10 protein-coding genes and 1 other annotated feature are annotated in these 13,677 nt (G+C 36.9%); of the genes, 9 read left to right on the top strand and 1 reads right to left on the bottom strand.

What is annotated here, in order from left to right:
- Window positions 1-13 precede the first annotated feature (13 nt).
- The 8 genes from EPJ90_RS00955 to EPJ90_RS00920 all read left to right on the top strand — a co-directional run bounded on the left by EPJ90_RS00955 (window position 14) and on the right by EPJ90_RS00920 (window position 11,493).
- The gene (locus tag EPJ90_RS00955; RefSeq protein ID WP_161636409.1) at window positions 14-2,938 is read left to right on the top strand and encodes an AAA family ATPase; all 2,925 of its coding nucleotides are present in this window, start codon (window positions 14-16) and stop codon (window positions 2,936-2,938) included.
- Window positions 2,938-3,897 carry a signal recognition particle-docking protein FtsY gene (ftsY, locus tag EPJ90_RS00950; RefSeq protein WP_161636410.1) on the top strand — a complete coding sequence of 320 codons (960 nt, stop codon included), beginning with the start codon at window positions 2,938-2,940 and terminating at the stop codon, window positions 3,895-3,897. Before EPJ90_RS00955 ends, ftsY begins: the two co-directional genes overlap by 1 nt.
- Complete coding sequence (ylxM, locus tag EPJ90_RS00945) at window positions 3,887-4,204, top strand: YlxM family DNA-binding protein (RefSeq protein WP_125164458.1); 318 nt, start codon at window positions 3,887-3,889, stop codon at window positions 4,202-4,204. Before ftsY ends, ylxM begins: the two co-directional genes overlap by 11 nt.
- Window positions 4,197-5,399: an acetate/propionate family kinase gene (locus tag EPJ90_RS00940; RefSeq protein WP_161636411.1), complete on the top strand. Its 1,203-nt coding sequence runs from the start codon at window positions 4,197-4,199 to the stop codon at window positions 5,397-5,399. Before ylxM ends, EPJ90_RS00940 begins: the two co-directional genes overlap by 8 nt.
- Window positions 5,386-6,309, top strand: coding sequence for a DHH family phosphoesterase (locus EPJ90_RS00935; protein ID WP_200542438.1), 924 nt, complete (start codon window positions 5,386-5,388; stop codon window positions 6,307-6,309). The genes EPJ90_RS00940 and EPJ90_RS00935 overlap by 14 nt, the downstream gene beginning before the upstream one ends.
- Before the next feature lie 39 nt (window positions 6,310-6,348).
- Window positions 6,349-9,414, top strand: coding sequence for a DNA polymerase III subunit alpha (locus EPJ90_RS00930; protein WP_200542437.1), 3,066 nt, complete (start codon window positions 6,349-6,351; stop codon window positions 9,412-9,414).
- A gap of 20 nt (window positions 9,415-9,434) precedes the next feature.
- A complete protein-coding gene (locus EPJ90_RS00925) occupies window positions 9,435-10,103 on the top strand; it encodes a response regulator transcription factor (RefSeq protein WP_003773749.1) in 669 nt (222 codons plus the stop codon).
- Between the two features lie 127 nt (window positions 10,104-10,230).
- Window positions 10,231-11,493, top strand: coding sequence for a sensor histidine kinase (locus tag EPJ90_RS00920; RefSeq protein WP_244660359.1), 1,263 nt, complete (start codon window positions 10,231-10,233; stop codon window positions 11,491-11,493).
- Between the two features lie 37 nt (window positions 11,494-11,530).
- Here EPJ90_RS00920 and EPJ90_RS00915 read toward each other — a convergent pair whose 3' ends face one another.
- The gene (locus tag EPJ90_RS00915) at window positions 11,531-12,901 is read right to left on the bottom strand and encodes a polysaccharide deacetylase family protein (protein WP_200542436.1); all 1,371 of its coding nucleotides are present in this window, start codon (window positions 12,899-12,901) and stop codon (window positions 11,531-11,533) included.
- 369 nt (window positions 12,902-13,270) lie between these two features.
- Window positions 13,271-13,341 (top strand) — a sequence feature (ribosomal protein L21 leader region).
- An 18-nt stretch (window positions 13,342-13,359) separates the two neighbouring features.
- Between EPJ90_RS00915 and rplU the strand changes: the two genes are divergently transcribed.
- A complete protein-coding gene (rplU, locus tag EPJ90_RS00910; protein WP_125164464.1) occupies window positions 13,360-13,674 on the top strand; it encodes a 50S ribosomal protein L21 in 315 nt (104 codons plus the stop codon).
- The last annotated feature ends 3 nt before the right edge of the window (window positions 13,675-13,677 follow it).

Genomic DNA, 13,677 nt, shown 5'->3' with positions numbered 1-13,677 from the left:
AATGGGGGTTTCTATGTTCCTCAAAAAGATAGAAATGCAGGGTTTTAAATCCTTTGCGGATAAAGTAGTTATAAATTTTGATGATGCCGTTACGGGTATTGTAGGTCCAAATGGATGTGGTAAAAGTAACATTAGTGATGCGATACGTTGGGTTTTAGGCGAACAGTCCGTAAAATCAATGCGTGGCTCGAGTATGACTGATGTTATTTTTAATGGGTCTGAAACGCGCCGGAAGGTCAATCTTGCGGAAGTTACTTTAGTCTTCGATAATGAAGCACGGCCTTTAAACAGTGATTATGAAGAATTAGAAGTAACACGAAGACTCTATCGGGATACTCGTGAGTCTGAATATTTAATCAATAAAGTTCCATGTCGATTACGCGATGTTCATGATTTAGTAATGGATACGGGTTTGGGTAGAGATTCATTATCCATCATCTCGCAAGGGACAATTAGTTATTTTGCCGAAGCAAAACCTATTGAACGTCGTGTGATTTTTGAAGAGGCAGCTGGTGTCTCCAAATATAAGAAACGTAAAATTGAATCCATCAATAAACTTGAACGGACAAAAGAAAATGTTGATCGTATGCAAGATATTGTGGATGAGATAACACGTCAGGTTAGTTCATTGAAACGTGCTGCTAAAAAGGCAGAACAATATAAAGAAAAAAAAGCGTTGCTTGAATCGATTGAAGTTTCAGTTATCTGTCGAGAGATCAAAGAACTGGAAGAACTTATTAACTCAAATAAAAACGATACCTATCGTTTAGAATCGGAGATTGCAACCTTAGAAACAAATATTGGCGTCTATGATCATGAACTCCAAGAGAAACGTCAAGAAATTTTTAAGATGGATCAAGATATCGTTAAAGGGCAAGAAAAGGTTATGCAATTTGTCCGTGAGATTGGTATCTTAGAAACGCGAAAAGTTGAAATTGATGAACGCCGTAAGTACACATTGGAAGTCGGCGATAAACAAGCAAAGGCACAAGAACTCTTTGCTGCTATGAATGATGCGAAGTTGGAATATGATGAACGTAAAGAACGTCATCAGAAACTAAATGCTGAAGTGGAATTGTTAACTGAAACAACGTATGAAAAAAATCGAGAACTTGCAGATAAACAACAATCCCTGAATACGTTGTTGTCATCTCTAAACCAATTAAAAAACAGATTGGAACTTGTGGTGCATCGATTGGAACGCCCTTTTGAATCTCAAGCAGGTGTTCAAGCTGTTATGAATAACAAAGCATCGCTTTTTGGGGTTCTTGATGCTGTGGGGAATGTTTTTACCCCTAAAGAGGGTTTGGAAGTCGCCATCACAACGGCTTTGGCTGGTTCGATGGTTCATATTGTTACTGAGAATGATAAAGCAGCAGTGAATGCGATTAACTTTTTAAAGAAAAATATGTCAGGGAGAGCAACTTTTATTCCTCTTACATCATGTAAATCACGTTCTGTTGCGGATGATGCCTTAACGGTTTGTGAACATGCTCCAGGATTTATGGGCGTTGCTTCAGATTTTGTATCCAATGATCCGGTATTTGAAATCTTAAAAGAGAGTTTGCTGGGCAATGTTCTTGTCGTATCCACAATTGAAGATGCTAACCGTCTTGCGAAACAATTACACCATTCCTATAAAATTGTCACGCTTGATGGGGATGTTATGCATCGTGGTGGAACAATGTCGGGTGGTAAGACTAGAAATAACCAACAGTCCATGTTGACGCTTAAACGTGACAAGGAATCTTTAGAAGAAGAAATCACAAAGCTTAAAGATCGAATTGTATTCTCGGAAAACGAAGTGCGAATGTTGCAAACAACGATCAAAGAAACGAACGACATCTTAATGCAACGCCGAATTGCTTTAGCGCAATTGGAACCATTGCTTGATGTCAAACGATCGAAGTATGAGCGTTTACAACAAGAGTATGAAGAAATAAATCCAAATGATGAGTTTATGACCGAGGATGTTGTTGACGAAGTTGTAGGAAAGCTTAATCGTGCTTATATGGAGCGTGATGAGTTAAGTTCTAATCTTGCCTTGATTCGCGAACGTCGTTTGGCACTTGGGAATGATGTTCAACGTAAAGAAGTCTTGATGCGTCAATATCGAAGTGAGTTAAATAAATTGACGCAAGAAAAACATGAAGTGAATTTGAGTGATACCAAGAATGCAACACGACTTGAATCAAATCTTGAACGTTTATCAAGTGAGTATCAAATGACCTTTGAATATGCGCTTGAAAATATTTATGATGAATCGGCTGCAAACGGTCGTGATGAAGTTCTTAAGCTGCGCGGCGAAATTGCTGCATTGGGAAATGTTAACCTTGAAGCCCCAGAAGAATATCAAGAAGCGTTTGAACGTCATGAATTTCTAACGAAACAGCTCGATGATCTTATTTCTTCTCGTGATAAACTTCTTAGTGTCATCGAAGAGATGGATCAAATCATGGTTAAACAATTTAAAGAAATGTTTGATAAGATTAACGGGGAGTTGGGTTCAGTATTTGGTGCTTTGTTTGGTGGAGGGAAGGCGAAACTTGTGTTGGAAGATGAAGATGATCTTCTAAATACCGGAATCGATATTGATGTACAGCCACCAGGGAAATCGGTTCAAAATATTCGTCTGTTTTCAGGAGGCGAAAAGAGTTTAATCGCAATTTCAGTTTTGTTTGCGATATTAAAAGCACGACATGTCCCATTATGTATTTTTGATGAGGTTGAAGCTGCGCTGGACCAAGCAAATGTTGAGCGTCTTGCAAACTACATCAAAGATTTCAGTGATGACACCCAATTCTTAGTAATTACGCATAGATCGGGAACGATGGCACAATGTGATGTCTTGTATGGTGTAACCATGCCGACACGTGGTGTTTCATCCATGTTGCGTGTACGTTTGGATGAGGCAATTGAATTAAAGGAGGAAGTATAATGGGATTTTTTGATATGTTTAAAAAATCAAATAAAAAAGATCAAAAAGAACAAGCACTTTATTCCACCGGGTTGGATTCAACCAAAGCATCTTTTGGTAATAAGCTTAAACAAATGTTTACAGGTAAACCTAAGTTTGATGATGCTTGGTATGATCATCTTTTAGCGGTTTTGATTCAAAGTGATGTATCTTTAAAAAGCGCTCAAAAAATTATTAAAACATTTCGAAAAAATGTGAAAACTTCGATGAGTGAAGAAGAAGCTTTGGAAACGCTTGTGGAAGTGATTTTAAGACAGTATGGGGATAATTTGGAACCATATGCCATTGAACCAGGACGCCTCAATGCAATTCTTGTTGTGGGTGTGAATGGTTCGGGAAAAACGACGACTTGCGCAAAATTGGCGTATAACTATCAACAAGAAGGTCATAAAGTATTGTTGGTAGGTGGAGATACTTTTAGAGCAGCTGGAAGTAACCAACTAAAAGTATGGGCTGATGAGCTTGGTGTTGATTTTATTGGCGGTAAGGATAATCAAGATCCGGCATCGGTCTATGTTGATGCAGCGCGGTATGCCAAAGAACATGATTTTGATGTCATGATTTGTGATAGTGCAGGTCGCTTACAAAATAAAGTAAACCTTATGAAAGAACTCGAAAAAATGAAGCGTGTTTTAGAGCGTGAAGTGGGAAGTATTGATCATACCTACCTAGTGATTGATGGTAATACCGGACAAAATGGACTATCTCAAGCGAAAATGTTTACTGAGGTCACGCCTGTTGATTCCTTAATCGTTACGAAACTGGATGGTTCACCTAAAGGTGGGGTTCTGCTAAGTATCAAAGATGAATTGGATTTAAAGGTAAGTCATATTGGTTTGGGTGAATCGGTCAGCGATTTAAGAGCGTTCGATATCGAGAGTTATCTCTATCATCTTGTGAATGATAACCATGAGCATTGAGAAAGCAATCGAATTAAATCGGCTTTTTGATTACTACGAAAGTTTGTTAACAGAAAAACAAATACAAGTTTTTCAATATTATTACCAAGATGACTTGTCATATCAAGAAATTGCGGATATCCTTAATATTAGTCGTTCGGCTGTTTATGATAACTTAAATCGAACAACCAAATTACTCGAAGAGTATGAGCAGAAGTTGGGAGTTGCGACATCCTATCAAAAATTATTTGATAAACTTTATGCCCTAGGGGATGGGGAAGTCAATAGAATCTTAGATGATTTCAATAGAGGAGGAAATTATGAGTAAAGTTTTAGCGGTAAATGCCGGAAGTAGTTCATTGAAATTTCAATTATTAGAAATGCCAGAAGCAGAAGTGCTTACAAGTGGTATTGTTGAGCGTATTGGTTTAAATGATGGAATTATCACATTTAAATATAACGATCAAAAAGATACAGATACTTTAGATATTCCAGATCACCATGTAGCGGTAGATCTTGTATTAAAAGGTCTTGTCGAAAAAAATATTGTTTCTGATTTATCAGAAATCGTTGCAGCGGGTCACCGTGTTGTTCATGGTGGTGAGTATTTCCAAGGGAGTGCATTATGTGATGAAGTGTCTGTAGCGCAAGTTGAAGAACTTGCTGATTTAGCTCCTTTACATAATCCAGCAAACCTTATTGGTTATCGCGCATTTAAAGAAGCGTTACCAAATGCTACACATATTTTCGCATTTGATACAGCATTCCACCAAACAATGCCTGAAGAAGTGTTTATGTATGCATTACCATACGAATACTACAGCGATTTAGCGGTTCGTCGTTATGGTGCACATGGTATTTCTCATGAATATGTTGCACAACGCACAGCAGAATTAATGGGTAAAAACGTTGAAGATGTTAACTTAATTACACTTCACTTAGGTAATGGTGCTTCGATTTCTGCAGTTGAAGGCGGAAAATGTGTTAATACATCAATGGGTTTCACACCATTAGCAGGACTCATGATGGGTACACGTACAGGTGATTTAGATCCTGCAATCGTGACTTATTTAATGCGTAAGCTTGATATTACAGCCGAAGAAGTTTTAGATATTTTCAACAAAAAATCTGGAATGGCTGGAATTAGTGGGATTTCAAGTGATGCTCGTGATATCGAAAATGGTATTGATGACGGCAATGAACGTGCAATTTTAACACGTAAGATGTATGCACAACGTGTATTACAATATGTGGGTGCTTATGCACTTCAATTAGGTCATGTTGATGGTCTTGTCTTTACAGCGGGTCTTGGAGAAAACGATACAGGAACACGTGAAGCAATTTTAGATGTGTTACAACCAGGATTAAAACTTGATTATGACCGTGAATTAAATAGTAAAACACGTGGTAAGGAAGTTAAATTGAGTACCGATGCTTCTTCAATGGATATTTGGGTTTGTCCAACAAATGAAGAACTCGTAATCGCAACAGACGCTTACCGAATTCATAATGAACAAAACTAAATTTCAAGAATATGTCGAATCTTATGATAAGATTTGCTTATTTCGCCATGTCCAACCAGATGGGGATGCTTTAGGTTCCCAGGTTGGTCTGGCAAAATGGTTGAAGTTAAACTATCCTGATAAGGAAATCTTAATGTTAGGAAGCGATCTCCATAATTTTACGATTTATGAACCCATGGATCAGGTAGAAAATCTTGGCTCGTTTTTAGCGATTGTTTTAGATAGCGCAAATCAAGAACGTATCGATGATCAACGTTTTCAAGAGGCAAAAGCGATTATTAAGATTGATCACCATCCAGAAGTAGATATTTATGGTGATTTACAAATCGTGGATTCGAGTCGAGGCAGCGTTTGTGAAATTGTCGCGGATTTATTGCGAGAACTTCAGATGAACATGGATGAAACGATTGCTAATACGCTTCTTTCGGGTATTTTGACCGACACACAAAAGTTCTCAATTGAAACAACTTCTTCTAAAACACTCCGTGCAGCAGCTTGGCTTATGGATGAAGGGGCGAACATTACAAAACTTAATCATGCGCTTTTCCTGCGTTCGCGCAGAAATTTTGAAATCAATCGCGAGATTCAAAATCATATCCAAGTAAAAGATGCTTTTGCATATGTTATCATTGACCAAGCATTGCTTGATCAAATGGGAATTACTGAGTCTGATGCGAAAATGTTTACAGGTTCAATGGCAGGTGTGCGTGAGTTTAAGATTTGGGGATTGTTTATCCAAACTGAAGATGGAACGTTTAAAGCATCGTTAAGATCTCAAAATAATACAATTAATACCATTGCGCAACGCTATAACGGTGGTGGACATCGTCTTGCTTGTGGTATTAAAGGTTTGACCTATCAAACGATGGAATCACTTATTCAAGAATTGGCAGAAACATCGCTATTATAGCGATGTTTTTTCATGTATAATAATGATAGAGGTGGCAAAATGGCGACACATTTAATGGTTCGCAGTCATTATTCGCTCTTAAAAGGAATGATGTCTGTAGACTTAATCTGCGAAAAAACAAAAGAATTTGGTATGAAGAGCATCGCCCTGACTGATCGGCATGTTCTTTTTGGTGCACTTGATTTTTATGTAGAAGCACAAAAACGTAATCTTAAACCGATTTTCGGTATGGAAATTACGATTGATGCTGATGATTTTCAATATGATTCACTCGTTCTCGCACGTACGAATGAGGGGTATCAAGGGCTTATTCACTTATCCTATCTTCTTTCACAACAAGAATGTGTATCGGAGGCGGATGTGATTCCTTTTCAATCCGATTTAGTGTTCATTGCATACTCCGAACAAGGGCCCTTTGAAAAAGGGATGCTCGGTAAAGATTTGGATGATGTTGCAATCGTAATGGAACGACTCAACGCTTCGTTTTCGCATTTCTATATTGGATTATCACATCAAGAGTCCGGTTTTTTTGCAACTGTTAACGATCAACTTCGTCAAATGGCGGCTTTAAGAGGGATTGAATGTGTTGCGCTTCCGAAAGTATATTACGAAAATAAAGATGATGAGGAAGCGTTTCGAGCTTTGCAAGCAATCGATAAAGGAACTTATTTAGAAGATAAAACGCTTGTTTCTTCCCCGAATCGGCATTTTACGACGTGTGATGATTTTACGGTGCTTTATCAGGAATCTGAAATTGAACTTACTAATGCCATCGCGGAAATGTGTCATGTATCGATCCTTGATTTGACAACAGAATTACCGGAGTTTGAAACGCATCAAGATGTAAGTAATAAGATTTATTTAGAACAGTTGAGTCATTTTGGCTTGAAGCGCAGATTAAATCAATCTGTACCTGTGAAATACCAAGAACGTTTGGACTATGAGTTGAAAATTATCAATGACATGAATTTTACAGATTACTTCTTAATCGTCTATGACGTGATTCGCTATGCGAAAAAAGAGGGGATTTATGTAGGACCAGGTCGTGGGAGTTCTGCGGGTTCCCTTGTTGCCTATTGTTTAGGTATCGTTGAAATTGATCCGATTGAGTATGATTTGTTATTTGAACGATTTTTAAACCCTGAACGTGTATCAATGCCCGACATTGATATAGATTTTCCAGATGATAAGCGGCAATTTGTAATTGATTACGTAAGGGAAAAATATGGTGATAATTATGTTGCTCATATTGTGACATTTGGGACACTCAAGGCGCGGCAAGCGTTTCGGGATACAGCTCGAGTATTGCAAGTTCCAATTCGTAAGGTTGATCAAGTTTCAAAACTTATTGATCCACTTTTAGATTTGCGTCAAAATTACAATCAGAACAGTCGATTTAAATCGCTTCTACAATCTGAGAATATCTTAACCAAAACGTTTGAGCTTGCGTGTAGTCTTGAAGGTATGCCACGACATACGTCGACCCATGCTGCTGGAATTGTGTTGAGTAAAAAACCACTTGAAAATGTGGTCCCTATTATTCAATTAGACTCAGAGACCAAAGCGGTCCAATATGATATGAGTCGTCTTGAGTCAATTGGTCTTGTGAAGATAGATTTTCTGGGGCTCAGAAATTTGACGATTATTGACAATATCAGTCGTCAAATTAATGAACAGGAGCCATTTGACATTATGGCAATTCCTCTTGACGATAAAAAAACTTACGATTTAATTTCACGGGCAGAAACGGTTGGGGTGTTTCAACTTGAATCCGATGGGATGAAAGCATTGTTAAAAAAAGTGAAACCGTATAAGTTTAGTGATATTGTAGATACCATTGCACTGTTTAGACCGGGACCTATGGAAAATATTCCATTGTACCTCGAAAATCGTGCGCATCCCCAAAACGTCAAGTATATTCATGAGGACTTAAAAAAAATTACGGAAAGTACCAATGGGATTCTGATTTATCAAGAGCAGATTATGCAAGTTGCTCAAATTATGGCGGGATTCAGTTTAGCTCGAGCGGATATTTTACGTAAAGCAATGAGTAAGAAAGATGCTAAAGAACTTGATGGTTTAAAAGCGGAGTTTGTTCAAGGATGTATCGATAAAGGTCATAGTAATGTTTTTGCGCAAGAGCTTTTTGCGCTTATCTATAAATTTGCGAATTATGGATTTAATAAATCTCATTCGGTTGCATATGGTTTAATCGCCTATCAATTGTCTTATTTAAAAGCAAATTATCCGCATTTATTCTATACTTATTTACTCACCAGTGTGATTGGAAGTGAGGTTAAAACACGACAATATATTGATGAATGTCGTCGTAGGAAGGTTGAGTTACGACCGGTTAACTTGGAACAAAGCACTAATCATTATACACTTGAGGGATTTGCGATTCGCTTGCCATTTACCGTTATTAAAGGTATTAGTAAAAGTATCGGGGCTAGAATAAGCACTGAAGTAAATAAAAATGGACCATATTTGAGTTACTACAACGCAATTAGCAGACTGAATTTAGTAGGCATCAAGAAAAGTCAGTTTGAGTTATTGATTCAAGCAGGTGCGTTTGACTATTTAAATCCTGATCGTTTGAGTATGATTGCATCTCTTGAAGAAGCGTTACGCTATGCGAACATCATTCGAGTTGAGAAAGATGGTCAATCATCCTTGAATATGGATTTAATCAGTGAACCAATCTTTACAATGGTAACTGAAAATCGGCGACAGGTTCTCAATGATGAACTGCTTGTTTTGGGCTTTTACTTTAGTGAGCATCCAACATTCCGCTTAAAACAGAAACATGAAGCGGACTCAGTCATTGATGTTAAAGTTCGTGATAAATATTTCAGAATCATCGCAATGGTTGATCGGATAAAGCTCCATCGAACCAAAAAAGGGGACCAAATGGCCTTTATTCAATTAAGTGATGATACAGGTTTGATTGATGGAGTGGTATTTCCGTCAGTATATGATAAAATAAAAGTGAACCTAGAAATAGGAGCACTTGTCTTAGTGAAGGGGCAGATGCGTGAACCGGGCTCTTTGATCATAATGGATATGTACCGATTTGATTCAAATCCGGAATTTCACGAATCATAAAATGAAAGAGGTGAATTCACATGGTTAGATTTTTGATTGTAGATGATGAAGAGAAAATTAGAGAAGTTGCCAAGGAATATGCAAAGGCGACGGGGTTATTATGTGATGAGGCGTCCGATGGAGCTGAAGCAATAGAAATGGTCAAAAGCAATGACTATGATGTTGTTGTATTGGACATCATGATGCCAAATCTTGATGGTTTTACTGCATGTCGTGAAATAAAGAAAATCAAAGATGTTCCGATAATTATGTTATCTGCACGTCAAGAGGAGTTCGATAAGCTTCTTGGTTTTGAATTGGGAATTGATGACTATGTCACCAAACCGTTTTCGCCAAAGGAATTAATGGCTCGAATCAAAGCGGTAAGTGAACGCGCTAAAGGAATGAAACACAGTGTTTATTCATTTGGTGGTCTTGAAGTGGATATTACAGGCCGTAACTTAATTATCGATGGTGAACGAATTAATGTCACCCCTAAAGAGTTTGACCTATTGGTCTTTCTCATTCAGCACAAAGATCAAGCGCTTTCGCGTGATGTATTGTTAGACAAAGTATGGAATTATAATTATTATGGTGACTATCGTACCGTCGATACTCATATTAAAATGTTAAGACAAAACTTAGGTCCGTATCGTGACTATATCGTAACGGTACGTGGAACAGGCTACAAGTTTGAAATCAACAACTAAAAATATGGCCTTTCGTATTTGGTTCTACTTCCTATTATTAACAGGAATTATGCTGTTATTTTTATGGATGTTACAGATTTCATTTATAGGACCATATTACGAGCGTAATCGATCTCAGACGATCCAAATGAAGGTCACAGAGATTGAACGGTTGTTAGAACGATCGGATATTTCGATAGTCGAAGAAGCAACAGGAAAAATTCTTGCAACTGAAAACATGTGTATTAGTATTTATAACGATCTTGGGGTTCGTACTTATATTGGTGAGAACCCCAATATTCCTTGTCAGTTAAACAATCTAAAAAATTCTACGATGAAAGAGTATATGATTATGGCTGATAATGCTTCTACACATGATTTTTCGATTAATTTTAATAATGGAATCCATGAGCAAGGGATGTATTTTTATGGGAGAAGTACACTCATAAATGGGAAACCGAATTACATTTTTGTTATTTCTCCGATAAAACTTTTAGATTCAACGGTATTTGTTTTAAAAAGACAATTTGGATTGCTAGCACTTGTAGTATTTAGCGTTGCGACAATTGTTGCTTTTATCTTATCGAAGCGACTATCAAGTCCAATTACAAAAATTACCAACAGTGCTAAAAAGTTGGCGGATGGCGATTTATCAGTAGATTTTGAAGGGGATGATTATTCTGAAGTTGAAACTTTGGCAAGCACATTGAATTATGCAACCCAAGAGTTTCGTAAAACCGATGAATTACGAAGAGACCTAGTCGCTAATGTCTCTCATGATATCAAAACACCTTTAACCATGATAAAAGCATATGCAGAGATGATTCAAGATATCTCCGGCGATAATCCAGAGATGCGTGAACAGCATCTTCATGTTATTGTGGATGAGGTTAATCATTTGGAACGTCTTGTAAATGATATGTTAACCTTGTCAAAATATGAAGCCAATGTATTCGATATTAAAGAAACTGAGTATTTTATGTTACAACAAATTCGCAGCACCACCCATTTGTTTTTAGCAATGGATTTACAATTTGAAGTTCATTGTGATCCTAACTTAATGGTGATAGCAGATGAAATTAAAATGGGTCAGGTTCTCTATAATTATATTAATAACGCTACCAAATATGTTGGTGAAGATAATTTAATCATCATTAAAGCAGAAGTTGAAGGGGATTTTGTTGTCGTTTCCGTTACAGATCACGGAATTGGGATTAGCCCTGATATTATTGATCATATTTGGGATCGGTACTATAAGATTGATAAAAACTACCAACGTAGTGGATCAAGCAGTGGGCTGGGTTTATCCATCGTTAAAGCGATTTGTGATGCCAGTGGATCAAAATATTGGGTTGAATCGGAATTGGGTTCGGGAACTTCGTTCTATTATTCTGTAAAAAAAGCAAATTAAAAAGTTAGGTTTAACCCTAACTTTTTTTGACTTCAATTTATTGAATTGGATCAGCATTAAAATAAATAGCATTTGTTTTAACGCTGTCATTGCGAGATTCAAGTAATTCTTTGACCGTTACAAATTTATAGCCTTGATCATGCAGTTTTTTTGCTGCACATTTAAAGCCTTCGTAACTGGATTCATAAATATCATGGAGTAAAATAATTGCACCATCATGTTTATATTTATCGATGGTATTACAAATCTGTTGAGAATCTCGAGATACCCAATCTTCACTGTCTACAGACCAGTTTACAAATGTTACGGGTGCTCCCTCGCGAACCGCTGCATTTGCATTTCCATAGGGTGGACGGACCATAAATGGACCTTTTAATCCTGATGCTTTATACAGTGCATCGTCGGTATCTTTGATTTCCTTATTTACATCCTTAATATCCATTGAATTAAAATCAGGGTGTGTATAAGAGTGATTTGCTATTTGGTGACCACGACGAACAATTTCTTTTACGATTGATGGGTTTTGATTTACCCGCTCCCCAAGCATAAAGAATGTTGCTTGACCTTCATATTTATCCATTTCATCCATAATTAATTGAGTATTACGATGATGTGGACCATCATCAAATGTGAACGCAACCAATTTCTCTTTTGGATCAATACCGCGATCGAGGTAGACAGGCGAAATTTCGCCATTTGTTTTTTCATACGAACCGATCGAATGGGAGAAGTAATCTGTAATTTTAGATAGTTCAAATGAAACGGGATTTTTAAATCCGTCGATTGTAAAGACTACACTTGAATCCGATAATGAAATCGACGCATTTTCGTCAAGTGATGTTGCCTTGAGATAGCTAAGTCGATCCATTTCTTTGGGTTTGGTAAGTGTTGCTCTTACATCGCTGATGAGTTTCTTTCGACCAAGATCATTAAATAAGTCAGTTGCTTTTACAAATTCTCCACTCTCAATATCGTAAGTTCTAGAGATTTGATCTGTAATTTCGTTATTTAATAATGTTTTAATATCTACAGTTACATATTTATCATGGACTTGATAAATTGAGTAATCTTGGAATATTTCAGATTTCTTTCCATCTTTATTTGATAATCCTTTCGAACGCTCTTTGCTTTGAGCGGTAATCGCTTCAATCCAAGTGTTTACTTTTTCATTATCGAGTGTTGGATAATGTAAAACCATGACGTTATCATCGGTTGCTTCTTTGATGACTTCATGATGACCAATTTTTTTATACTCGTTTGAAACACGGGTCATGTATCTCGGATACTTTGAGAAAGGATTAAATATCAAAGTCACGATGATTGTTACAACAACGAGTAGGGCGGCGATAATTGACGCCACTGCCTTCATATTGAGTTTGCGTACCTTAATGCTTCGTTTAGCTTTCATAGACGCACCCACAAAATAAAAATGCTTTCATCCCAAATCCACCTTTCGTTAAGATTTTAACATATAAACAGTGGAAATTAATGATATTATCGGAAACTTAAGAAGAATTTAAGGAATAAAAATCGAAAATGATTTGTAATTCAAAAAAAGAGCTTCTTAACTAGATTTTAAACACAAAAAATCGCTTAATGATTGTATAAATAGCCTTTTGATTTTATTGGGCTTATGTTAAAATTTCTCTTTAAACAAAGCGGTGTTTGAGCTGAAAATAGAGAATAGTCAATATATTAAATAATTTCGATATAGACTAGACATTATATTGGGACTGTTATATAATGTTAAGGCATTTAAAGGCGTAGTTGCATGTCTCTGGACGTACAACCGCACACTGTAAGGTTTAAGTGATTCGTCCACCTTACTTGGCGAGTCTTATGGCAAAAAATTGAAGGAGGTGTACTATGTACGCAATTATTGAAACAGGTGGAAAACAAGTTTTAGTTGAGAAGGATCAAACAATTTTTGTAGAAAAATTGGATGTTCAAGAAGGTGAAGAAGTTGTTTTTGAAACAGTTGTTGCTGTTAAAAACCGCACACTTAAAGTTGGTACTCCATACGTTAAAGGTGCTACTGTAACTGCTAAAGTTGAAAAACATGGAAAAGGTAAGAAAATTACTATCTTCAAGTATAAAGCTAAAAAAGGTTCAACACGTAAAAAACAAGGTCATCGTCAACCGTATACTAAGTTAGTTGTAACTGACATTAACGCAGGATAGTTC

Source organism: Erysipelothrix sp. strain 2 (EsS2-7-Brazil), assembly GCF_016617655.1.
GTDB lineage: Bacteria > Bacillota_I > Bacilli_A > Erysipelotrichales > Erysipelotrichaceae > Erysipelothrix > Erysipelothrix piscisicarius.
The sequence above is the reverse complement of the archived record's forward strand: the minus strand, read 5'-3'. Positions and strand labels throughout refer to the sequence as shown.

Bases quoted from the DNA above. Each gene is read 5' to 3' on its own strand.
- EPJ90_RS00955 (WP_161636409.1), top strand. From the start codon at position 14: ATGTTCCTCAAAAAGATAGAAATGCAGGGTTTTAAATCCTTTGCGGAT.
- ftsY (WP_161636410.1), top strand. From the start codon at position 2,938: ATGGGATTTTTTGATATGTTTAAAAAATCAAATAAAAAAGATCAAAAA.
- ylxM (WP_125164458.1), top strand. From the start codon at position 3,887: ATGAGCATTGAGAAAGCAATCGAATTAAATCGGCTTTTTGATTACTAC.
- EPJ90_RS00940 (WP_161636411.1), top strand. From the start codon at position 4,197: ATGAGTAAAGTTTTAGCGGTAAATGCCGGAAGTAGTTCATTGAAATTT.
- EPJ90_RS00935 (WP_200542438.1), top strand. From the start codon at position 5,386: ATGAACAAAACTAAATTTCAAGAATATGTCGAATCTTATGATAAGATT.
- EPJ90_RS00930 (WP_200542437.1), top strand. From the start codon at position 6,349: ATGGCGACACATTTAATGGTTCGCAGTCATTATTCGCTCTTAAAAGGA.
- EPJ90_RS00925 (WP_003773749.1), top strand. From the start codon at position 9,435: ATGGTTAGATTTTTGATTGTAGATGATGAAGAGAAAATTAGAGAAGTT.
- EPJ90_RS00920 (WP_244660359.1), top strand. From the start codon at position 10,231: ATGAAGGTCACAGAGATTGAACGGTTGTTAGAACGATCGGATATTTCG.
- EPJ90_RS00915 (WP_200542436.1), bottom strand. From the start codon at position 12,901: ATGAAAGCTAAACGAAGCATTAAGGTACGCAAACTCAATATGAAGGCA.
- rplU (WP_125164464.1), top strand. From the start codon at position 13,360: ATGTACGCAATTATTGAAACAGGTGGAAAACAAGTTTTAGTTGAGAAG.